We start from the raw sequence: 21,186 nt of genomic DNA on the forward strand, positions 1-21,186 counted from the left end.
TAGCTTATAGATCAATGCTAAATGCGTTAGTTGGCAGGTTCTTGGCGGATTAAACTACTGGATGAAATAAATGGGCTGCAGTAATGCAGCCCAATGCATAAAATTAACCGGATTTAGCCTTTAATCTGACCAGTAAACTGGCTAGTGCAGCTGCAGTGGCCAGGCTGATGACGCCAGTCCAGCCAAACTGCGAAAGTGCTGTACTGCCAAGTGCTGAACCTGCAGCCATACCAATAAATACAGAGGTAAACAACAGCGCATTTAAGCGGCCTCGGGCCGGAGGCTCCAGTCCATACACCAGAGTTTGATTAGCGATAAGTGCAGCCTGTACACCTAAATCAAAACCTATAGCGCTCAGCAGGATCAAGGCGATCTGGCCAATCACTGGCAGAAGTGGTAGTAAAAACATAGCAGCGAAAGATAAAGCCACCAAAGCCGCTGCAAATTGAGTGACACGCTCCGGCCCCTGTTTATCAGCGATAGCACCAGCCAAAGGCGCAGCTAAAGCCCCTGCAGCTCCTGCTAAACCAAAGGCACCAGCCACTGCGCTGCCAAATTGGAAGTCTGTGTGTAGCATCACCGCCAAAGTTGACCAAAAAGCGCTGAAGGCGACAGACAATAAACCCTGGGATAAAGCAGCACGGCGCAAATTGGTATATTTGGTCCAGAGCCCGGCCATAGATTTCAACAGCGCCGGATAACTCAGTTGGGTGTCGGCAGCAAAATCAGGCAATAACCACCAGAGCCGAAAACCAATCAGCAGAATACTCAGAGCTGCCAGTTCGTACATAAAACGCCAGCCGTAATACTCGCCAACAGTGCCACTTAATACTCTGGACAATAAAATGCCGGTTAATAATCCGGTCATCACTGTGCCTACAGTTCGACCTCTATGTTCAGCTGGGGCTAAAGCTGCAGTGGCAGGCACTATATCCTGTGCCATAGTGGCCAGAATACCTATAGCGAGGCTGGCCAGTAGCAGACCTTCAACAGCTGGCATCAGCGAGCAAATCAACAGGGCTAAGCTCAACAACAGGCTTTTGAGCAAAATAATGTATCGTCTGTTGAATTTATCGCCTAAAGGCACCAACAGCAGAATCCCCAGCGCATAGCCTATTTGGGTGAAAGTGGGGACAAACCCAGTGCGACTGACACTGGCCTGTAAGTCCTGAGCCATCAACCCAAGCAACGGCTGATTGTAATAAATAGTCGCGACGCTTAAACCTGCGCCTGTCGCCAGAGTAAAAATAGTCTGACGGGACAAGGGCTTTATTTCTGCGCTGTGTAATACGTCTTGTGCTGACATCACTCAACCTCAAAATCCAGATTTGCTGGAGGAATATTGTTCTGAGCGAGTATTTTTCAGCATAGGGATAACAAGTGGTAGCCACAGCCAAAGTAAAACTGATATACGTATAGCGTATGAGCACTTTTAAAAATTCTGGCATCGATCGTATAGACCTGATGCAAAGCTTTGTGCGTATAGTGGAAAGCGGCAGCTTATCTGCAGCAGCTACTCAGCTGCATACGACACAACCAACCATCAGCCGGCGCTTACAGACGCTGGAAAGCCTGCTTGGGGTAAAACTGCTGCTGCGCACTACTCATGCAATGAAGTTAACGGACGATGGCCAGCGTTGTTATCAACATGCCAAAACACTGATCAACTGTTGGAATGAACTGGAAGACGATTTAAAACAAGCGTCAGATGAACCTGTCGGGACTTTGAAAGTAAGGGCGCCTCATGCTTTTGGTCAACAGCAGTTGATTGAGCCTTTGGTGCGTTATTTGGATCAATACCCACAGATGAGTGTCGACTGGCAGTTGAATGACCATTCGCCCAACTTTATTCACGATGGCATAGACTGCGCTATTCACGTCGGAGAAATTACCGATACCTCTATGGTGGCGGTTTTATTAGCCGAGGTGCCACGTTTTGTTGTTGCATCACCAGAGCTGCTGGCTCGCTATCCACAGATCAGTAGGGTAGAGCAGCTTGCCACTTTGCCTTGGCTGGCGCTGAGTAGTTTTTACCGCAGCCATATCCTGTTAAAAAGTAGTCAGCTCAATGCCAGCCATCAGCTGGAGTTTCAGCCAAAATTCAGCACCGACAGCTTGTTTGCGCTGCGCAACACAATTTTATCCGGTTTGGGAGTAGGGGTTTGCTCAGCCTGGATAGTGCAGGACGATATAACCCAAGGCAAGCTGGTGCATTTGTTGCCCCAGTGGTGTGCCGCGCCTTTACCTGTGTATTTGATGTACCCTTACGCCAGTTATTATCCGGCCCGGCTTCGTAAATTTTTACAGCTGATCCGTGAAGCTATGCCAGGTATAGCCGGGACCAGAGCACCTACGGCTGGATAGCGGGTCGTATTGGGCGAAAGGAGCTGTCTATTACAAAGGCTGTAGCCAGAAAAATAGCCCCTTTGCAGGGGCTTCAAAAGTCAAACACCCGGGGAGGTGTTATCAGGGAATCGGCTCTTAGTGTGTTGGTGTTAACCACAGCACCTGATAAGGTAAAAGCTGCAACTGACCAGCTGGCAGCTTCTGAGCTGTCAGTTCGTCGAACCATAACTGGCCTGCCAATGAGCTGCAAAGCTGCATATGTTCAGAAAAATTCACCACAGCCAACAGGCGTTTTCCGTCCAGTTGACGTTGGTATAAAAACAGATGTGGATTGTCATCCCGTAGTATTTCTGTGCTGCCTGAACCTAGCAGTGGTAACTGTGCCCTGGTTTGGATCAAGTGCTGTAATTGCTGATAAATACGGCCAGATAACGAGTCTGCTGTATTCGCCAGTGCCAGTTGAGATTCTGATACCGCAACTCTATTTACCCAACGGCTATCGTCTTTTTTCGCAGGATCAAGCACATAGCTGTAATCGTTTTTTAAGCCCAGTTCGTCACCCATATACAGCAGCGGCAAACCGCCGATACTTAAAATGACTGAATTGAGCAGGTAAATCCGCTGTAGCGCATGCTCCAGATACAGTGGATTTTTGTCTATTTCAGCTTTTTCCACCCCAGCCAACGATGACAACATACCAGCTACCCGGCAATCACCTGTGACAGGGTTTTGCTGAAAAGGCACACCAGCAGCAAAACTGCCTTCGAACTGACCCGTATAAAACTGATTTAAAAACTGGCGGTGATGATCCGGATTAATACCCAGTTGCCAGGCAATACTGTCATCGAATGTCCAGCCGATATCGTCATGGCAACGGATGTAATTCACCCAGCTGCAGTGAGGGTGAATTGCAAAACGTTTACTTAAGGATGCAGTTAATAAGTTGGTTTTGCGGGTGGCTAAACTATCCCACAGCAGTGCCATCAGCAGCGGGTTGTACGACAGCTGACATTCCTCCGGCGCTATGTATTTCACCACTTCATCCGGGTGCACTATAGCTTCAGATTTAAATTGCAAAGCCGGAGCCGCGATGCGGGCTACAGCATTAAAAGCTTTGATTAAGGTGTGGGCTTTAGGCAGATTTTCGCAGTTTGTGCCTGCTTGTTTCCAGACAAAAGCCAGCGCATCCAAGCGCAGTACCGAAGCGCCCTGATTGGCCAGAAATAACATTTCTTCCGCCATGGCATTAAATACCGCCGGATTGGCGTAGTTTAAGTCCCATTGAAAGCTGTTAAAGGTAGTCCAGACCCATAAACCAGAGGCTTTATCCTGAGTAAAGCTACCACGGCGAATTTCCGGGAAAATCTCACGTAAGCTTGGTGCAAACAGGTCACGTTCCTGTTCGGTTAGGAAAAAGTAGAAGTCGCGGTACTCTGCATCACCAGCTTTGGCTTTTTCCGCCCAGCGGTGTTCGTCGGATGTATGGTTAAAAACAAAATCCAATACCGGCTTAATGCCTTGTTGATGTAACTGCTGCATCAAATCGGCTAACTGCTGCATCGAGCCAAGTTGAGGCATGGTGCTGCGATAATCAGAGACGGCATAACCACCGTCGCTGTTTGGCTCCGGGGCTTTAAATAGTGGCATCAGGTGCAGATAGTTAATGCCACTTTGCTTTAAATAGGGAATACGTTCTGAAAGGCCCTGAAAGTCTTTAGCAAATAAGTCGACATAACAAGCTGCGCCTAAAACAGTGGCGTCTTTGTGCCAGTTCTGTGGTTCAGCATCTTCCTTACGTAAATAAACCGGACGCTGAGCTGCACTTTTAGCCAGCAGTTTTAAAAGCTGTTCCAGATGATAATAGCAGTCGTAATGATCAGCATATAAACTCAGATAAAGCTCAAGCAAAGCGGGCAGTTGCTGTTCCAGCCTGTTATGCAGTTCTGGCCAGCTGTCTTTTGCTGCAGCTTTTAAAGATTGACTTAATCGTTTAAGTGTTTTTTTGCTTTCAAATTGCAACAGCTTTGGATTATCCAGTAACTGTGCTGTAGTTTTTTGCATGTGAACTGTTCCGCGACTGCAGTGTGATATGCTTAATAAAACTTCATTTTTCATATTTTGGCAAGGCTTTTAGCGGCGAAATGTTTAAATTTTGTGTTGAACATTTACACCGGGGTGTTAAATAGCTAGAATCGAACTGAAACGTTTTAGAATGTGATGATATTTTCTGGTCTCACTCAAAAGGAATAATGCAGATGAAGCAGACACCTGTGTGTTGTTTTGGTGAAGTACTGATCGACTTTTTGCAGGACAAAGCCCAGCCTGGCTTGTTTCATCGTTTTGCTGGTGGTGCTCCTGCCAATGTGGCTGTAGCTGTTGCCAGATTAGGCGGACATAGCAAATTTATTGGCATGTTGGGCAAGGACATGTTCGGTGATTTTTTGTTGCAGGAGCTGCAAAGTTACGGTGTCGATTGCAGCGCAGTGCGTCAAACTCTGGATGCTAAAACCGCTCTTGCTTTTGTGGCTTTAAATGATCACGGCGATCGCAGTTTTTCTTTTTACCGACCGCCAGCCGCAGATTTACTTTATAAAGTAGAGCATTGCCCAAGCGATCTTTGGCTGCAAAAAGGCATTCTGCATTTATGCTCTAACAGTCTGACCGAACCTGATATAGCGCAAACTAGTTTTGCTTTGGTACGACTGGCGCAACAACATGGCTGGCTGGTTTCGGTGGACGCTAATTTACGTCACAACTTATGGAGTGAAGGCAAAGCCTGCAGAGAGTTGGTGATCCAATTGCTGGAAATGGCTGATCTAGTGAAATTAAGTGAAGACGAGCTGGAATATCTTGCCGATGGCCAAAGTACAGAGAACTGGTTGCAGCATATTCTGGCGTTTCGCCCGGCCTGGCTGGTAGTGACAGCTGGTGCTAATGAAGTACAAAGTTACAGCAACATAGATTCGTTTTCTGTGCCAGTTTCCTCAGTTCCTGTGTTGGATACAACCGCAGCAGGCGATGCTTTTGTTGGCGCCTGGTTGAATCAGGTGGCTATGCAACTGACGCAGGGGCTCAACTTTGCTAATGTACTCAACCACAAAGAACTGCGCCGGCAAATGATTGAAAAAGCCATTAAGGCAGGCTCGTTAACTTGTCAGAAATATGGTGCTTTTGCTGCTTTACCTACAGCACAAGAGTGGGACTAATGATGTTTTCTTCGAAAATAAAAAGGGCTAACTTTCGTTAGCCCTTTTTTATTTGCAGCCATCCATGGCGCTCACCCTTTGGGCCACTGCTTCGCAGTGTTAAAAATCGTTCCTGACGATTTTTTATACTGAGATGTCAATATTCTGACCCAGGTTGCCGACAGGACCCGGACTTGGCGACTGCAATGCCGGAGACGAAGTTACAGCGCTTTCCAGCAACTGCATAGTTTGTCTCCCTTCCTGTTTTTGCTGGGATTTTGCCAGACTGGCACCCAGTAGTTCATAGCTCTGGCTGACTGCAGCTGAGCCTACGGATTGTGTCATAGTCACTCCCATGCCATGTTTCCATACAACATATCGGCAAAAGGATCGCGGACTTTAGAATTATTTTCAGGATCGGAAAAAAATGAAGCCGCTCGTTGCAGCGAGCGGCTTCGGTCTTTAGGCGAGCGGAGTGACTTATGTTCCAAATGCCTGAAGTTGTTGAACTCTTTGCAGCAGTGTTTCTGCTAGTGGATAATGGCCGTTGATTGAGAACGAATGCTACGCTCCGGAATAATCGAAGGTAAAGTATTGGCCTGCACCACTGGTTCTAAAGGGCGTATCGGCCGGGTTGGGCTTTTCTTCACAGTGCCTTTTAATAAAGGTTCTGGTTTTAAACCACTTTGACCAATTTTAGCTGCTAAACCTTGTTGAATATCCGCTATGGTATAGCCAGTTTTAATTTTCATCCGAACGTAAGGAATGCCTGCTGCTTCAAAAGCACCGCTGACAAACCAGTCAGGTACTGCTTTATGACCGTCTTTACTGTTGTTATTCACCAGATCAACCACAGCAACAATGCTCATATCGGCTGGATCGCAAAGGACAAAATCCAGATACTTGGCATTCAGTTTGACTGAAGCAGCGATACGGGACTTGGCGTCTACATTGTTTTTTAGTTCCAGAATGTCGGCCATTTTCACTCTGTTCATTACTTTGTACTTTCCTTTCACCGCTTGTTCCAGCATGTTCAGGTAAGAACGTTCGACCTGAGTAAAAAGGCTGCTTTTCTTACTAAATGGAAAAGGATTGCCATGGCTCATAAAGCGGCTGGCTAAAAAAGCTGCAACCACAACCAACACGGCTAATACTAAAATTAAAACTTCCATTAATGACCTCCGACAAACTTTTGACTCTTGCAGCTCAGGTGAGGTGGCTGCATAGGGGTTAAAGCATAAGCTGTGCCAATAAGTTAGATTAAATGCTCTAATTGGTATAAATTTGCTGAATGTTTGCCATATAGACTATTGATGGCTGAAATGGTGGGGATTGGGCTGGGTTCGGCTTATAGTGAAAAGAACTCTTATTGCTACAGACAAGGATCACCAGAATGACAAGCAGCAACACTGCAGGATTAGAGATCAAAGGCCGCCTGCCGGCAGAATTTCAACACATATTAACGCCAGAAGCGTGCCGTCTAATTGTAGAGCTGACCCGCGAGTTTCGTGCCCCTTTAAAGCAATTGTTGCAACAGCGTAGCGTCGAACAAGCGCATTATGATGCAGGCGCTTTGCCGGATTTCCGTGCTGACACAACTGATATTCGTAGCGGTGACTGGAAAGTGGCGGCAATTCCGGCTGACCTGCAGGACAGAAGGGTAGAAATTACCGGTCCAGTGGATCGCAAAATGATCATTAACGCCTTAAATGCTGACGTAAAAGTCTTTATGGCCGACTTTGAGGACTCGCAGGCACCCAGCTGGGATGGTGTGATCGAAGGTCAGATCAACTTACGTGATGCTAATTTAGGCACTATCAGCTACAGCGACCCACAATCAGGCAAACAATATGCGCTGCGGGATAAGCAGGCGTTATTGATAGCACGGGTTCGTGGTTTGCACTTGTGGGAAAAACATTTAGAAGTAGATGGCGAGGCTGTACCTGGCTCTTTGGTTGATTTTGCCTTGTATTTTTTCCATAACTACCAAACCCGTTTAGCCAAAGGTTCTGGTGTTTATTATTACCTGCCGAAGCTGCAAAGTTACAAAGAAGCCGCCTGGTGGGATGCAGTATTTAGATTTACTCAGGCCAAATTCAACCAGCCTGTTGGTACTATCCGCGCTACTGTACTGATTGAAACCTTGCCAGCTGTGTTTGAAATGGACGAAATTCTGTATGCGCTGCGTGAGCATATTGTGGCGTTGAACTGTGGCCGTTGGGACTATATTTTTAGTTATATCAAAACCTTAAAGAATCATGCTGACCGTGTACTGCCGGATCGTCAGGTGGTTACTATGGACCAGCCGTTTTTATCGGCCTATTCCAAACTGCTGATTAAAACCTGCCACAAGCGCGGGGCTTTGGCTATGGGCGGTATGGCGGCTTTTATTCCGGCAAAAGACCCTGTTGCGAACCAGGCGATTTTAACCAAAGTAACGGCCGATAAAGAGCGCGAAGCCAGCAATGGTCATGACGGCACCTGGGTGGCGCATCCGGGTTTAGCTGCGACAGCTAATGAAGTGTTTAATAAATACCTGACGGGTGGTAAAACCAATCAACTGCATATCAGCCGCTCTGACGATGCACCTGTGACTGCCGCCGATTTATTGGCGCCAAGCGCTGGTGAGCGCACTGAAGCCGGTATGCGCATCAATATCCGCGTAGCTTTACAGTACATAGCAGCTTGGATCAGCGGCAAAGGTTGTGTGCCTATTTATGGCCTGATGGAAGATGCGGCGACGGCGGAAATTTGCCGTACTTCTATTTGGCAGTGGATTAAACACGGTAAAAGCTTAAACAATGGCCAGTTGGTCACCAAAGACTTGTTTGCTCAAATGCTGCAGCAAGAAGCCGCTGTGGTGCGAGAAGAAGTAGGAGAGGCGTTGTGGCAACAGCAGCAGTTTGAGCGGGCTCAGGCACTACTTTTGCAAATTACCACAGCGGATCAACTGGTTGATTTCCTGACCCTGCCAGCTTATGAGTTATTAACCGCCTGATCGTCAGGCAAACCGGATAATAAAGGCCACAGTTGTGGCCTTTTTACTTCGTGTGTTCTGTTAAAGATGCAGCTCGTCTGCCACTTCGGTAATTAAGCGCCGCAGCCAGATATGACTGGCATCCTGATGCAATAACGGACTCCAGATCATTTTCAGCTCGATAGACGGAATTGGAAAAGGCGGATCCAGTACTTTCATCGTCGCGTCATTCTGATACAAAAGCGCGGCCCGTAAAGGCAAAGTCGCAATCAAATCTGTTTCCACTGCTAAATGCATAGCCACATGATAGTTACGGGTAAATACGCTGATGCTGCGCTGTTTGCCGAACTTAGCTAAGGCTTCATCCACCCAACCGAGTTTTTGTACATCGGCCGGATCCATACCCACACCTACACCAAAACCAGTTTTACTGACCCAGATATGCTGGGCTTTTAAGTAAGTGTCTAAATTAAAGTTGCCAAGAATTGGATTTAAGCTGTTGACCAGACAGGCGAAACTATCACGCCAAATAGTCTTCTGGTGAAAAGATTGTGGTAGCTGATCAAAACGGTTAATCGCCATATCCACTTTGCCGTTTTCTACATCATGAAATGTCACGTCAGACGGCGTCATAATATCCAGCGAAGTGCCTGGCGCCTGAGCCCGCAGCTTTTTCAGCAAAGCAGGAATAAGAGTAGAAGCCGCATAATCGCTGGCCATAATACGAAATACGCGATGACTGTGTTCTGGCTCAAAATCTTTATTTGGCTGTAGGGTTTCTTCCAACGTCAGCAAAATACCCCGTACTACAGGTGCTAATTCTTTGGCTCGTTCTGTCGGCACCATACCGTCAGAAGTGCGCACCAGAATAGGGTCGTTTAGCAAATCCCGCAGCCGTTTTAAGCCATTACTCATAGCTGGCTGAGTGATATTGAGCTGATTAGCAGCACGGGTGACATTTTTTTCCCGTAACAACACATCCAGGTACACCAACAAATTCAGGTCGATTTTACTGATATTCATCTGCTTTCACTTCTTATGGCTACTGAGGTGCCGATTAAGCGCTGATTTAAGGCTTTCTATATTCACACAATGAATGACGAGAATCAAAAAAATCAGCTACATGAATTCTTGTTTTGAAACCTATAGTGGATGTCAACAGGGGCAGTTACCAAATGCCTGACAAACAAAAGACAACACCATAGAGGATGCATTATGTCAGCTTATCAACAGACGATTAAACAACTGGAACAGAGCTGCAAAGCACAAGGAACAGGCTGGGCCGCTATAAATGCTGAGTCGGCTGCCCGTATGCAGCTACAAAACCGCTTTAAAACAGGTTTGGATATAGCACAATACACAGCCGACATTATGCGTGCAGATATGGCGGCCTATGATGCCGACAGCAGTCAGTACACTCAGTCGTTAGGCTGCTGGCATGGCTTTATCGGCCAACAAAAACTGATCGCCATTAAGAAACATTTTGGCAGCACTAAACGAAAATACCTGTATTTGTCCGGTTGGATGATTGCAGCGCTGCGTTCTGAATTTGGTCCTCAGCCTGATCAGTCGATGCACGAAAAAACTGCAGTGCCAGCTTTAATCGAAGAGTTATATACCTTCTTAAAACAAGCCGATGCTCGTGAGTTAGGTGGTTTATTCCGTGAGCTGGACGACGCCCGTGCCAAAGATGATCAAGCCAAAGCGGCCGAAGTGCTGAATAAAATCGACAATTTTGAAACTCATGTAGTGCCAATTATCGCCGACATTGATGCAGGTTTTGGTAATGCCGAAGCCACGTATTTGCTGGCGAAAAAGATGATTGAAGCTGGTGCCTGTGCCATTCAGATTGAAAATCAGGTGTCGGATGAAAAACAATGTGGTCACCAGGACGGTAAAGTCACAGTGCCACACGCGGATTTTTTAGCAAAAATTAATGCAGTGCGTTACGCCTTTTTAGAATTAGGCATTGAAAACGGCATTATTGTGGCCCGTACTGACTCCTTAGGTGCAGGTTTAACTAAACAAATTGCTGTTACCAACGAAGCTGGTGATTTAGGCGATTTATACAACAGCTTTTTAGATGGTGATTACATTCAAAGCGCCTCTGATATTCAAAACGGCGATGTGGTAGTAAAAGCCAACGGCAAGTTGTTAAAACCAAAACGTTTAGCCAGTGGTTTATTCCAGTTTAAGCAGGGCAGTGGTGTCGATCGTGTGGTGTTGGACTGTATTACATCGCTTCAGCACGGTGCCGATTTACTGTGGATTGAAACGGAAAAACCTCATGTCGGCCAAATCGCAGAGATGGTCAACCGTATTCGCGAAGTAGTACCTAATGCCAAGCTGGTCTACAACAACAGTCCGTCTTTTAACTGGACGCTGAACTTCCGCCAGCAGGTATTTGATGCCTGGAACACAGCGGGTAAAGATGTATCTGCTTACGACAGAGCCAAACTGATGAGTGCAGATTACGACACCACAGAATTAGCGCTGGAAGCAGACAACCGTATCCAGACCTTCCAGGCTGATGCTGCCCGTGAAGCTGGCATTTTCCACCACCTGATCACTTTGCCTACTTACCATACTGCTGCATTGTCGACCGACAATCTGGCGAAAGAGTACTTTGGTGCTGCAGGTATGTTGGGTTATGTGGCTGGTGTACAACGCAAAGAAATTCGTCAGGGCATTGCCTGTGTTAAACACCAGAATATGTCTGGCTCTGACATTGGCGATGATCATAAAGAGTACTTCTCTGGAGAAGCTGCGCTGAAGGCTTCAGGGAAAGACAACACTATGAATCAGTTCTCCTAACCAACTGATCCCCTTCGTACTTGAAGCTGCAGCTTTGTTGACTTCGTGCTCTCGCCCCAGTCACATAGGTGAACTATGCTCCTGGGGTCTCACGCCCTTGTCGCCTCGCTGCAACTCCAATTACTTTGGGTATATCAAAGAACTGAAAGGCTTAGACGTATATTCCCTTCGAAATTGTTGATTTACGTGGTCGGGTTACACTGACATTGGCAGCCGTGAGGCTGCCTTTTTTATTCCACTTTTATATTGTAATTACGTTGCTTTAACAATAATGTTTCATAAAACGCCTTGAGTTGAAGGCTGCAGGTAAAAGCTTTGGTACGGGAGGTTTGTTTGAAATACTTTTTACTCGTGATCAGTTGTATCACCCTTATTGGCGGTTGTATGGTGATGCCGGAAAAAGATCAGACTTATACCAATAAGTGTGAAATGTTCAGTGACCGTAAAACCTTATAAGTGATAGACGCAAGCAAAGGTACCAACAGTTACTACTCGATCAGCGGCTTGATCCTCCTACCTGTTTCCGGCATAGTTTCAGGAACTTGTGTCGCCATTAACAATGTCTACCATATGGGAGAAGAAAAAATAGTTTGTGGCTAAATGGGGTTTGATTGATAAAAAGGGAGTTTGAATAAGTGACAAGCGCAGTACAAAACGCAAAACGTAAAGACTTAAAAAACACTTTAAAGTTTGTTGTTATTGCTTTGACATTAGTAGGGGTTTTGTTTGGTACAGCTTTAGGTGTAGCTTTAGCTGCCAGTTTTAGCACAGAGGCCGGCCTGTTGCAGTCTCCTGCGTTTTTTCCGCTACTGTTTGGCGGACTTTTTCTGATCGCAATAGCCTGGCATTACACTAAAAAAATCGACCAGCTCTGAACCACGTTTTTAAAGTTTTTCCCGCGAATAAAAAAGCCGCTTGATCTTCATGAAGATCAGCGGCTTTTTGCATTAATTTCAAGCTTTGACGAGGAGTTTAAGAAAGTTTAAACCGGTAAGGTCGGTCTTTAGAAAAATGCTCATTCGATCGGATGAGTTTGCATCGATTTATTTTATCTACCGGAGGAGCCTATGGCCCTGATGCTTCACTCTATACGTCATAAAATTATTGCAGGCTATGCGGCTGTATTGATCGTTGCTCTGGTGTCAGCTGCAGTGCTGCTGAGCAATAATCAGCAAATCCGGCAGCGGGTCGATAATTTTACCGGAACGACTTTACCTGTTTTAGCTCAGTTGGATATGTTGCTGTCCAATAGCAAGGAGCTGGTGTTGGCAAGTTATTCTCTGTATGGCACGACTTTGGACAGCGCTGGTTTTGCTGACAGGCAACAGCAACTCGAACAGAATTTACAGCAGGCTAACCAGCAGTTAAGTCAGCAATTACAGCTTTCTCTGGACCCGGAGTTGTCCGCTTTCCAACAGGCCGTCAATGACCTGAGTGCAGTAATGGCACAATCTGATGTTAACTGGGATTTAGCCCGTGAACGTTTGACTGATTTAACGCGGCACGCTGCAGTTTTGGCAAAACGTTTGGATGAGTTGCGCAGCGAAGTCGCAGCGGAAGCTAATGCTGGTTCCATGGCAATAGCGCAACAATTGTCTTTAAGTCTGGTGGTGATCTTAAGTTTAATCTCTCTGTTGGTTTTGGTCGCGCTGGGTGCTTTTATCATGGCTCAGCGCCAAATCGCCGTTCCGATACAGCAATTGTCCGGACAAATTAATCAACTGGCACAACAACGTGATTTAACAGTGCAGTTTAACTCAGAGCAACAAGGCGAAATAGGGCAAATGTCCGGCAGTCTGACCACATTATTGCAGATGTTCAGCGCCGGTATGCATGATGTCCGAACTGCGATAAGCCGCATTGGCTCTGCGGTGGCTGAGCTACGCAGCAGCACAGACGGATCAGCCCATTCAGTGCAACTTTTGCAGCAGGATATAGTGCGTTTAGTGACTCTGATGCAGCATTTAGAGCAGCACATGCTGCAAAGTGTCGAATGTTCGGCCTCCGCTGCAACCCAGGCCCAGCAAGGCGCTAAACAATTGGCACAGGCTCAGCTTGAGGTGAAACAAAGTTCTGACAGTATTCATACCTTAGCTCAGGATATAGAAACAACGGCTTCAATGCTGTTAACCCTGAAAGTAGCCGGGGATCAGGTTTCTACTGTGGTTAAAACTATTGCGGATATCGCAGCGCAAACAAACTTATTGGCGTTAAATGCAGCCATTGAAGCGGCGCGGGCCGGTGAATCAGGCCGGGGTTTTGCTGTGGTTGCAGATGAAGTCAGAACGTTGGCCACCCGTACTCATCAATCAACAGTCGAAATTAACAGCATGCTGGAAAGGATAGTAGGGGCAATTCAGTCGGCCGTCTGCACTATGGACTCGAATCAACAACAAGCTGCCCAGTCTGTTGAGTTGTCTTTGGCCTTGGTAGACACTTTACAGCAAAGCCGCACTGTCATTTTGCAACTTGCCGATGTCAGCCAGCAGTCAGCTACTATTGCCAGTGACGCTCAGCAAGATGTGGCTCATATCAGAGGACAAGTGCAGCAGTTCAGGCTGTTGGGGGATCAGGTGTTAACCGGCAACAGGCAAATTGGTCAGGCCGCGCAGTCTATGACTGAACTGGCTGACCAATTAAGCGCTAGGGTGTCACAATTCAAGCTATAGGCTCCAGATTGCGTTTATTAAGGTGCAACGATATCAGAAATGGAGACTTTACCTTTTGAACGTTGTTCGTAAGGTTCAAGCATAGCAACAACTTTGTCAGCCTTTGCACTGCGAGCAAAGTTCACTAAGGTTTTGCCGTTACAGACTACTTTATCTACCGCCCTTTGTTTGGATAAGCGGTTGGCTTTGAGTGTTTTGTTCAGACTGATTCGATCATCATCCTGCGCATGGGTGCAGGTCTCAACTACTACATTTTCGATCATCGGATCCATAGCGTTTTGAGCACTGGCGGTGGCGGATAAAGTAAATACAACTGCGGCAAAAATTAGTTTTGTGTTCATTTGATAGCCCTCTGTATTTTGATGTATGGCTTTTGCCATGACTGTATTTTGGCGCTGAAAGCCTTGATTTTCCTACCTTCTGTGACCAGAGGAACGGCAAAAGTGACCAGAGGACAGGCCTTGCTTTTGGTTACTTTTAGCGTAAAAAAGACACAAAAAAGCCCGCCAGATTTTGAACTTTGGCGGGCTAATTGCTTCGCGATACTAAAGAGGACTGGCTATTTTCCCGGAAGTAATTGCGACGACCAATCCGCTTTAAAGCGTCTGGATGCAGCTACTGTCTGGCCATTTGACAGCAACAACTGGTAATCGTTGTTGTGAGGCTGAACCTTATGTACGTGATGCAAGTTTACAATAGTTGAGCGGTGTACCTGCGCAAACTGCACAGGTAAACGGTGCATTAGCTCTTTTATGGTTTCTCGGATGATCAGGTTTTCACTTAAGGTATAGACACACATGTAGTTGCCTGCGGCCTCAATCATCAGTACATCAATATCATCCAGCAACAAGGTTGAAGTCCCGGTTTTAAATGTCAGCTTACTTTGTGGTGCCGGGACTGGCATATCCTGTTGTTTATCCAAGGCCGTTTTGGCATCCAGCAGTGTTTGCGCCAATCTTTGGCGTGATACTGGTTTAAGCAGGTAGTCAAAAGCAAAATGCTCATAGGCTGAAAAGGCATAGTTGTCATAAGCCGTGACCAGAATAATGAGTGGTGCTGCCATAGCTGAGGATTTATTCAGCTGCTTTAGTACTTCAATGCCTTTAAGCCCTGGCATTTGAATATCTAAAAATACCAGATCCACAGCAGTGGTCTGTAAATAGGCCAGTGTTTCGTCACCGTTATCAAAACAGGCATCAATTTGAATATTGGGATATGTAGCCAGCTTAGCTTTTAAATTACTGATGGCCAGCGGCTCATCGTCAGCTATCACAGTTTTAATCTGCTGCATGCAGTAACTCCAGAGGTAAAGATATTTGCCCGGTGAATTTATTAGGTTCCTGACTGAAACTTAAGCTGGCTTTACCGTCAAACAGCAAGCTCAGGCGTTCCGCCAGATTGTGCAGACTGCCAAAACTGGCTTGTTTTGGCCAACCTGCAGCCAATTCAGTGCCAGGGCCATTATCTGAAAGCTTTAGCACTAAAACTGCAGACTGTTGAGTCACTTCTACATTAATACAGGCATGGCCTTTAATTTCAGATACTGCATACTTTATGGCATTTTCTGCTAAAGGCTGCAGCAAAAGCGGCGGTACTTTTTGCAACATGGCCTGCTCGTCTAACTGCCAGTTTATGTCCAGCCGATCACCAAAACGAACCTGTTGAATCGCCAGATAAGACGCTAAGGCGTCCAGTTCCTCTTTCAGTGGAATTAAATGTTCAGTATGGTTTTTCAGCGAGTGCCGTAAGAAAGTAGATAGCTGCAGGATCAGATTTTCAGCATCCATGCCTTTGTGTTGCACTATTAAAGAATTCAGGGCATTTAAGGTGTTAAACATAAAATGAGGATTAAGCTGATAACGTAACACTTTTAAGCGGGCAATACGGGCCTGGCGGGCCAATTCCTGTTGTTGCCTGAACTCTGCTCTGTTTAACAGGTTGGCTTTATACACTAAAAACAACGCAAACCAGCCAGCTATGGGCAGCAGCACCAAATTAAAAGCCAACGCATACCGCAGTAGGGAATCGGTTTCTGAGGGCAGCAAAGCATAATTCATCATCAGATATTGACGTACAGGAGTTAATATCAGCCACAATGGGATCAGCCACCAGGCTAGCCGCATCGCCTGTTGTTTAATGCTGATGTTTTGTGTCAGCTCCTTCTGACCCAGATAACCTGTCACCACAAAGTTCACCAGACTAATCAGGGTGTAAATGACCAGATAAGGAAATACTGTCCTGTTCTCCAGCGGGACTAACACGGCCAGATGGATAAACTTAATCAGTAAATAAGTCAGCCAAAAGACTAAATGCCAGTACCAAAATCTGCCTTTGTCCACACTCCATGTCACAGTTGAATTCATCCGGAAACCCCTTGCAGCGGGAGTTGAATACAAACCAGAAAGCCTTGTTGCCTGGCTTGCACTACTAAACTGGCTGCACTGCCAAAGTGCTGGCTTAAGCGGTTTTGAATATTAGTTAAACCAACGCCTGAGCTTTGTGTTAACTGTTTCGCTGCGTGTTTGCCTGGGCCGTCGTCTTCAACCTGTAAGCAAAGCTTCCCCTTGTGTTGTTGTCCGGCAATGGTAATAGTGGCACCTTGTTGTTGAGTGGCAACAGCATATTTAATGGCATTCTCAACCAAAGGTTGCAGCAACAAAGGTGGAATAAGGTGCTGACCTATGTCCTGATCAATTTTCCAGTCCACTTTGAGTTTGTTGCCAAAGCGGGTTTTTTGTAAGGCCAGATAAGCTTCGATAGCAGCCAGTTCATCTGCCAGTTTTACCAGGCTATCCGGAGAGCTGCTCAAGGAGTAGCGTAAAAAAGACGCCAGTTGCTCAGACATTAATTCGGCGTCGTCAAAACGTTCAGCTTCAATAAGAGCGCATACGGAGTTCAGTGCATTAAAGGTAAAATGCGGATTCAACTGATGCCGCAAAGCCTGCAATTCAAGTTGCTGTATTTTCTGACTTAAACGAGCTGATTCTGCCAGACGAAACAAGCGTTGCTGGTTCAGAATATAGGCCAGATAAAGAGTGGTCCAGACAAAAAAAGCCAGGGTATTGCTGTCGAGATTGCTTAGCAGGAAGCGAGGATCAAATTGCTCATTTTTCATTGGCAGCAGCCAGAAGGCGTTTTCCAATGGCACATAGATACAGGTCAACAACAGTGCCGCCAGCGTCAATTGCCAAATAGAAAAACTATGCTGCCTAATTTTATATTGAGACCAGACAACTAAAGCTCCGGTGATCATCCACGCTGCAGCATCACTGGCAAAATTCATCCCTAAATAATATAGAGCCTCTGCTTTTTGCCAGATAAAAAAATCCAGACACCAGCTAAATGCACTGAGTGCAAAGATAATCAGCCAAAACAGGCTGTGGTGACGCAACAAAGGCTTTATATCCGCATTAAACACCAGGAGAGCTCCCGCAGCTGTTGATGTAGCCAGTATAACCAAAGACTTAGTTAAATCGACCATAACAATGGCCCACAGGAAGCTAAGCTGTGACAAGCGGCTATCAGCTGCAGTGCTTTGGTTAGATTGTGTTGGGATTTGCAGTGACAGATGAAAAAATAACGATAGGCGCACGCTTTTGCCTGCGTTATGGTAATAAGGTGCAACAAACACCAGATAAAAATGAGCTGGCATCATGCAAATGGACGCAGAACTCAGGCAAATCAGCTGGCTGCGTAGCTATTCTGCTTTTGATATGGCAAATTAAGCGGCGTTTGAAAAGTTAAACTCAGAATAATTATAAGGAAGGGAAATGGAAGGCTTTATTAGTACGCTAAACAGCATAGTCTGGAGCCCGGCGCTGATTTACCTCTGCCTTGGTGCAGGGTTGTTTTACTCAATATTAACCCGCTTTGCTCAGGTGCGTCATTTCAAAGAAATGTGCAAACTGATGCTTAATAACAGTGAATCCGAGAAAGGTATTTCGTCATTTCAGGCTTTGGCTGTGTCTTTATCCGGCCGGGTTGGTGTAGGTAATATTGCCGGTGTCGCTGCCGCCATTGGTTTTGGTGGACCTGGTGCTGTGTTCTGGATGTGGATAGTGGCCTTTTTAGGCGCAAGTACTGCTTATGTGGAATCGACCTTAGGCCAAATTTATAAAGTGGAAGAAAACGGTCAGTACCGTGGTGGTCCTGCTTATTATTTCGAACGTTGTCTGGGCTGGCGCTGGTTGGGTATTTTGTTTGCTATTTCTGCCATCATTGGCTGCGGTATCTTTTTGCCTGGCGTACAAGCCAATGCAGTTGGAAATGCTATCACTCAGGTTTTTGGTGAGGGCTCTGCAGTGGTGACCAGTTTTGGTGAAGTAGGTAGTAACAAGTTGATTGGGCTGGCTTTTATTCTGATTATTTTAGCTTTTATCATCTTTGGTGGTATCAAACGCATCGCTAACTTTACCCAAATTGTGGTGCCTTTTATGGCCTTGGGTTACATAGTGCTGGCATTGATTGTTGTGTTTCTGAATCTGGACAGAGTTCCTGCCATATTCAGTTTGATTTTCAGTGATGCTTTTACCGCTCAGGCAGGTTTTGGCGCAGCAATAGGTTGGGGCGTGAAACGTGGTATTTATTCTAACGAAGCAGGTCAGGGCACTGGCCCGCATGCAGCCGCAGCTGCAGAGGTTGAACACCCTGCTCAGCAGGGGTTAGTGCAGGCATTTTCTGTTTATGTAGATACCTTGTTTGTGTGCACTGCAACGGCATTAATGATCCTGATCACTCAGCAATACAACATCCAGACCGAAGATTTTAATGCTGCTGCCGGCACTGGTACCATGATACTGCAGAATATTGACGCCGCCACAGTCGTTGCTTCACCTGCCTTTACCCAAATGGCCCTGCATAGTGTGTTTGGGCAATTTGGTCAGGTATTTGCGGGCCTTGCTATTTTCTTCTTCGCTTTTACCACCATTTTAGCCTACTACTACATTACAGAAACTAATGTGGCTTACTTAAATCGCATATTTAACAATAAGTTACCAACACTGGTGTTCAAACTGTTGTTAATGTTTATGGTGGCCTACGGCACAGTGAACAGTGCTGGTTATATCTGGAATATTGGTGATTTGGGTGTTGGTATTATGGCGTGGGTCAACGTCATAGGCATATTGGTTATCTTCTTTATGTACAAGCCGACTATGCGCTGCTTACGTGACTATGAAGAGCAGAAAAAGAGTGGTGGACCTATTAACTTCGACCCAGTGAAATTAGGCATTAAAAATGCAACTTTCTGGGAAAAACGGCTGGAAAAACAGCAACAAGAAAATAAGTAAATAAAGATGTCTGATCAATAAGGAGCCTGAAAATGGCTCCTTATTTTTTTAACTAAAGAGATGGAATAGGAGGCTGAGTTGATTTGTAAAACTCTACGTTTAACCTTACGTGAACTTCAGCTGAGGGATGCGGCTTTTGCACTGCGTTTATATAGCGATCCGGCCTTCTTGCGCCATATAGGTGACAAAGGCGTACGCACTGTTGAGGATGCCGAAAACAATCTGCAACAGGGCGCTATTGCCAGTTATGCCCAGCATGGTTATGGCATGTGGCTGGTGGAAAACCAACAAGGCCAGAGTATTGGAATGTGTGGTTTAATTAAACGCGACTTTCTTACAGAAACTGATTTAGGTTACGCCTATCTGCCTGAGTTTTTTGGTATGGGTTACGCCTATGAAGCAGCACAGGCTGTATTAGCTTATGCCGCGGACCACACTGCTTTAAAAACAGTGGTAGCCATTGTATCTCCTGCTAATCTGCCTTCTAAATCTTTACTGCAGAAACTGGGTTTTGAACAGGATGGTCAGGTGCTGGTACCGGATAAAAATGAAATGGTCGACTTTTACCGTATGTATTTAACGAAAAAGCCTGCTATTTAAAAGTCAGGCTTTTTCGCTTGTTAGCTCAGACAGGCTGAGCAACCTGCTTCTGATCCAGCTTACCGCTGATATGAGTCAGGCCAAAAGCCAGCAATACAATTAAAGCTCCTATCCAGGGGGTATACATCAGACCAAACTGACTGACCACTACACCACCGGCCCAGGCGCCGAAGGCGATGCCTAAGTTAAAGGCGGCTATATTCAGGCCACTGGCCACATCCACAGCTTTTGGGGTGTAAATCTCGGCCTGGCGCACTACATAAAGCTGTAATCCCGGCACATTACCAAAAGCTACTGCTCCCCATAACAATACTGTCAAAGCTGCCAACACAGGATGTGGTGCGGTAAAGCTTAGCAGTAACAACACAGCAGCCAGACCTAAAAAGATCAGTTTCAACGCGGCTATCGGGCCTTTTTTATCGGCGAGCGTCCCGCCCCAGATATTGCCCACAGCTACTGATACGCCATAAAGCAGCATCAGCAGGGCTATATGGTCTGTGTCGAAACCTGATACGTCCTGCAAGATAGCCGCAAGATAAGTAAAGGCGATAAAGCTGCCGCCATAACCTAAGGCAGTTTTGGCATAGACCATCAGTAAACGGGGTTCAGTCAGCACCTGCAGTTGCTCAGCAAAAGTCGCTGATTTTTGCTGTGTTAAGTGGTTTGGCACCAGAATGGCCGAACCTATCATGGCAATAAAACCTAAAGCCGCAACTGCGTAAAACACAGCCTGCCAGCCCAGATATTGGCCAACAAAAGTACCCAAAGGCACACCAGTTACTAACGCCACAGTTAAGCCGGTAAACATTAAGGCTATTGCACTGGCGGCTTTTTCTTTTGGCACCAGACTGGTGGCAATAGTGGAACCTATTGAGAAAAATACCCCGTGCGCCATCCCGGTTAGCACCCTGGCCAGCATCAGCGAATAATAATCCGGTGCCATAGCTCCCAGTAAATTGCCGAGTGTGAAGAGTGCCATCAAGCCTATCAGCAAAGTTTTGCGCGGCAATTTGCTACTCAGTGCCGTTAAGACTGGCGCACCCACAGCAACACCTAAGGCATATAAACTGACCAATAGGCCAGCAGAAGGTAAAGACACTGCCAGATCGGCAGCTATGACAGGTAATAAGCCCACAATAACAAATTCAGTGGTGCCTATGGCAAAGGCGCTTAAGGTTAAGGCCCATAAAGCGAGTGGCATAACAGTTCTCCGTTTATGATCAGGTGAATTAAAGTGGCGTCAGTGTGCTGGAATTTGTTATTGTGAAAAATAGATGTAATGGCAAATATCTGTTGCTATGGGGGCA

General features: G+C 46.2%; 19 protein-coding genes. 9 read left to right on the top strand and 10 right to left on the bottom strand.

What is annotated here, in order from left to right; translation table 11 throughout:
* Positions 1 to 103: 103 nt before the first annotated feature.
* Complete coding sequence (locus tag EK374_RS05620) at positions 104 to 1,306, bottom strand: MFS transporter (RefSeq protein WP_127020936.1); 1,203 nt, start codon at positions 1,304 to 1,306, stop codon at positions 104 to 106.
* 116 nt (positions 1,307 to 1,422) lie between these two features.
* Here EK374_RS05620 and EK374_RS05625 point away from each other — a divergent pair, with 116 nt between their 5' ends.
* Positions 1,423 to 2,364, top strand: a complete 942-nt coding sequence (locus EK374_RS05625; protein ID WP_127020938.1) for a LysR family transcriptional regulator — start codon at positions 1,423 to 1,425, stop codon at positions 2,362 to 2,364.
* Between the two features lie 117 nt (positions 2,365 to 2,481).
* Here EK374_RS05625 and EK374_RS05630 read toward each other — a convergent pair whose 3' ends face one another.
* On the bottom strand, positions 2,482 to 4,407 hold the full coding sequence (locus EK374_RS05630) for an amylosucrase (RefSeq protein WP_127020940.1): 1,926 nt from the start codon (positions 4,405 to 4,407) through the stop codon (positions 2,482 to 2,484).
* Between the two features lie 194 nt (positions 4,408 to 4,601).
* Between EK374_RS05630 and EK374_RS05635 the strand changes: the two genes are divergently transcribed.
* Entirely contained in the window at positions 4,602 to 5,552 is a 951-nt protein-coding gene (locus tag EK374_RS05635; RefSeq protein ID WP_127020942.1) for a carbohydrate kinase family protein, read from the top strand.
* Between the two features lie 123 nt (positions 5,553 to 5,675).
* Here the strand turns inward: EK374_RS05635 and EK374_RS05640 are convergent, their stop codons facing one another.
* Both EK374_RS05640 and EK374_RS05645 read right to left on the bottom strand, forming a co-directional pair.
* Positions 5,676 to 5,876, bottom strand: coding sequence for a hypothetical protein (locus tag EK374_RS05640; RefSeq protein ID WP_127020944.1), 201 nt, complete (start codon positions 5,874 to 5,876; stop codon positions 5,676 to 5,678).
* Positions 5,877 to 6,061: 185 nt separating this feature from the next.
* Positions 6,062 to 6,703 (bottom strand): DUF2726 domain-containing protein, encoded by a 642-nt coding sequence (locus EK374_RS05645; protein WP_127020946.1) that lies wholly within the window; start codon positions 6,701 to 6,703, stop codon positions 6,062 to 6,064.
* A 221-nt stretch (positions 6,704 to 6,924) separates the two neighbouring features.
* On the opposite strand from EK374_RS05645, the gene aceB reads away from it, so the two are divergent.
* Complete coding sequence (gene aceB, locus EK374_RS05650) at positions 6,925 to 8,529, top strand: malate synthase A (RefSeq protein ID WP_127020948.1); 1,605 nt, start codon at positions 6,925 to 6,927, stop codon at positions 8,527 to 8,529.
* 60 nt (positions 8,530 to 8,589) lie between these two features.
* On the opposite strand, the gene EK374_RS05655 is transcribed toward aceB, so the two are convergent.
* The gene (locus tag EK374_RS05655; protein WP_127020950.1) at positions 8,590 to 9,531 is read right to left on the bottom strand and encodes a LysR family transcriptional regulator; all 942 of its coding nucleotides are present in this window, start codon (positions 9,529 to 9,531) and stop codon (positions 8,590 to 8,592) included.
* Positions 9,532 to 9,723: 192 nt separating this feature from the next.
* Between EK374_RS05655 and EK374_RS05660 the strand changes: the two genes are divergently transcribed.
* From EK374_RS05660 to EK374_RS05675, 4 genes are all read left to right on the top strand, one after another.
* Positions 9,724 to 11,322 (top strand): isocitrate lyase, encoded by a 1,599-nt coding sequence (locus tag EK374_RS05660; protein WP_127020952.1) that lies wholly within the window; start codon positions 9,724 to 9,726, stop codon positions 11,320 to 11,322.
* 333 nt (positions 11,323 to 11,655) lie between these two features.
* Complete coding sequence (locus EK374_RS21005) at positions 11,656 to 11,778, top strand: hypothetical protein (RefSeq protein WP_267898326.1); 123 nt, start codon at positions 11,656 to 11,658, stop codon at positions 11,776 to 11,778.
* 179 nt (positions 11,779 to 11,957) lie between these two features.
* A complete protein-coding gene (locus tag EK374_RS05670) occupies positions 11,958 to 12,197 on the top strand; it encodes a hypothetical protein (protein WP_127020954.1) in 240 nt (79 codons plus the stop codon).
* Positions 12,198 to 12,389: 192 nt separating this feature from the next.
* A complete protein-coding gene (locus tag EK374_RS05675; RefSeq protein ID WP_127020956.1) occupies positions 12,390 to 13,991 on the top strand; it encodes a methyl-accepting chemotaxis protein in 1,602 nt (533 codons plus the stop codon).
* Between the two features lie 17 nt (positions 13,992 to 14,008).
* Here EK374_RS05675 and EK374_RS05680 read toward each other — a convergent pair whose 3' ends face one another.
* The 4 genes from EK374_RS05680 to EK374_RS05695 all read right to left on the bottom strand — a co-directional run bounded on the left by EK374_RS05680 (position 14,009) and on the right by EK374_RS05695 (position 17,646).
* Positions 14,009 to 14,332, bottom strand: a complete 324-nt coding sequence (locus tag EK374_RS05680) for a DUF3718 domain-containing protein (RefSeq protein WP_127020958.1) — start codon at positions 14,330 to 14,332, stop codon at positions 14,009 to 14,011.
* 218 nt (positions 14,333 to 14,550) lie between these two features.
* Positions 14,551 to 15,282 (bottom strand): LytR/AlgR family response regulator transcription factor, encoded by a 732-nt coding sequence (locus EK374_RS05685; protein ID WP_127020960.1) that lies wholly within the window; start codon positions 15,280 to 15,282, stop codon positions 14,551 to 14,553.
* Complete coding sequence (locus EK374_RS05690) at positions 15,269 to 16,354, bottom strand: sensor histidine kinase (protein ID WP_127020962.1); 1,086 nt, start codon at positions 16,352 to 16,354, stop codon at positions 15,269 to 15,271. The genes EK374_RS05685 and EK374_RS05690 overlap by 14 nt, the downstream gene beginning before the upstream one ends.
* Positions 16,351 to 17,646 carry a sensor histidine kinase gene (locus EK374_RS05695; protein ID WP_233280341.1) on the bottom strand — a complete coding sequence of 432 codons (1,296 nt, stop codon included), beginning with the start codon at positions 17,644 to 17,646 and terminating at the stop codon, positions 16,351 to 16,353. The genes EK374_RS05690 and EK374_RS05695 overlap by 4 nt, the downstream gene beginning before the upstream one ends.
* A 115-nt stretch (positions 17,647 to 17,761) precedes the next feature.
* Between EK374_RS05695 and EK374_RS05700 the strand changes: the two genes are divergently transcribed.
* Both EK374_RS05700 and EK374_RS05705 read left to right on the top strand, forming a co-directional pair.
* Entirely contained in the window at positions 17,762 to 19,279 is a 1,518-nt protein-coding gene (locus tag EK374_RS05700; protein WP_127020964.1) for an alanine/glycine:cation symporter family protein, read from the top strand.
* 78 nt (positions 19,280 to 19,357) lie between these two features.
* Positions 19,358 to 19,879, top strand: a complete 522-nt coding sequence (locus tag EK374_RS05705) for a GNAT family N-acetyltransferase (RefSeq protein ID WP_127020966.1) — start codon at positions 19,358 to 19,360, stop codon at positions 19,877 to 19,879.
* A gap of 25 nt (positions 19,880 to 19,904) precedes the next feature.
* On the opposite strand, the gene EK374_RS05710 is transcribed toward EK374_RS05705, so the two are convergent.
* A complete protein-coding gene (locus EK374_RS05710; protein WP_127020968.1) occupies positions 19,905 to 21,080 on the bottom strand; it encodes an MFS transporter in 1,176 nt (391 codons plus the stop codon).
* Positions 21,081 to 21,186: the final 106 nt, after the last annotated feature.

It is taken from the genome of Rheinheimera mangrovi (assembly GCF_003990335.1).
Taxonomy (GTDB): Bacteria; Pseudomonadota; Gammaproteobacteria; order Enterobacterales; family Alteromonadaceae; genus Pararheinheimera; species Pararheinheimera mangrovi.

Excerpts from the sequence above, each read along its gene's own strand:
- EK374_RS05660 (WP_127020952.1), top strand. The coding sequence starts at position 9,724 with ATGTCAGCTTATCAACAGACGATTAAACAACTGGAACAGAGCTGCAAA.
- EK374_RS05675 (WP_127020956.1), top strand. The coding sequence starts at position 12,390 with ATGGCCCTGATGCTTCACTCTATACGTCATAAAATTATTGCAGGCTAT.
- EK374_RS05695 (WP_233280341.1), bottom strand. The coding sequence starts at position 17,646 with ATGATGCCAGCTCATTTTTATCTGGTGTTTGTTGCACCTTATTACCAT.
- EK374_RS05685 (WP_127020960.1), bottom strand. The coding sequence starts at position 15,282 with ATGCAGCAGATTAAAACTGTGATAGCTGACGATGAGCCGCTGGCCATC.
- EK374_RS05645 (WP_127020946.1), bottom strand. The coding sequence starts at position 6,703 with ATGGAAGTTTTAATTTTAGTATTAGCCGTGTTGGTTGTGGTTGCAGCT.
- EK374_RS05640 (WP_127020944.1), bottom strand. The coding sequence starts at position 5,876 with ATGACACAATCCGTAGGCTCAGCTGCAGTCAGCCAGAGCTATGAACTA.
- EK374_RS05655 (WP_127020950.1), bottom strand. The coding sequence starts at position 9,531 with ATGAATATCAGTAAAATCGACCTGAATTTGTTGGTGTACCTGGATGTG.
- EK374_RS05630 (WP_127020940.1), bottom strand. The coding sequence starts at position 4,407 with ATGCAAAAAACTACAGCACAGTTACTGGATAATCCAAAGCTGTTGCAA.
- EK374_RS05700 (WP_127020964.1), top strand. The coding sequence starts at position 17,762 with ATGGAAGGCTTTATTAGTACGCTAAACAGCATAGTCTGGAGCCCGGCG.
- EK374_RS05620 (WP_127020936.1), bottom strand. The coding sequence starts at position 1,306 with ATGTCAGCACAAGACGTATTACACAGCGCAGAAATAAAGCCCTTGTCC.
- EK374_RS05690 (WP_127020962.1), bottom strand. The coding sequence starts at position 16,354 with ATGAATTCAACTGTGACATGGAGTGTGGACAAAGGCAGATTTTGGTAC.
- EK374_RS05710 (WP_127020968.1), bottom strand. The coding sequence starts at position 21,080 with ATGCCACTCGCTTTATGGGCCTTAACCTTAAGCGCCTTTGCCATAGGC.
- EK374_RS05625 (WP_127020938.1), top strand. The coding sequence starts at position 1,423 with ATGAGCACTTTTAAAAATTCTGGCATCGATCGTATAGACCTGATGCAA.
- EK374_RS05635 (WP_127020942.1), top strand. The coding sequence starts at position 4,602 with ATGAAGCAGACACCTGTGTGTTGTTTTGGTGAAGTACTGATCGACTTT.
- EK374_RS05680 (WP_127020958.1), bottom strand. The coding sequence starts at position 14,332 with ATGAACACAAAACTAATTTTTGCCGCAGTTGTATTTACTTTATCCGCC.
- aceB (WP_127020948.1), top strand. The coding sequence starts at position 6,925 with ATGACAAGCAGCAACACTGCAGGATTAGAGATCAAAGGCCGCCTGCCG.